Origin of the sequence: Ciceribacter ferrooxidans (assembly GCF_004137355.1) — a bacterium.
Lineage (GTDB): Bacteria > Pseudomonadota > Alphaproteobacteria > Rhizobiales > Rhizobiaceae > Allorhizobium > Allorhizobium ferrooxidans.
This window is the reverse complement of record NZ_SDVB01000368.1, coordinates 1-258: the sequence shown is the minus strand read 5'-3', so window position 1 is coordinate 258 and position 258 is coordinate 1. Positions and strand designations below refer to the sequence as shown.

At 61.6% G+C, this 258-nt stretch carries 1 protein-coding gene; it reads right to left on the bottom strand.

Annotation, left to right across the window (positions count from 1 at the left end):
• Positions 1–258: ABC transporter substrate-binding protein (locus EUU22_RS22255; protein ID WP_165351269.1), on the bottom strand; the 258-nt coding region annotated here is incomplete at both ends.

Sequence of the window (258 nt, the reverse complement as noted above, 5' to 3'; positions counted from 1 at the left end):
TGGAGACGATGTTCTTCGATTCGAAGCACTCGGCTACGGCGCAACCGGAGGCCATGGCCATCACGCCCTGTTCCTCGTAGAGCTTGGCATTGACGCCCATCGCCACGAAGGAAGCGTTGCCGACGAGGGCGACCACTTCTTCGTCCTTGACCAGCTTGGTCGCGACCTGCGCGGCGACTTCCGGATTCCACTGGTCGTCCTCGACGAGGTATTCGATCGGGCGGCCATTGATCCCGCCATTGGCGTTCACGCAGTCGA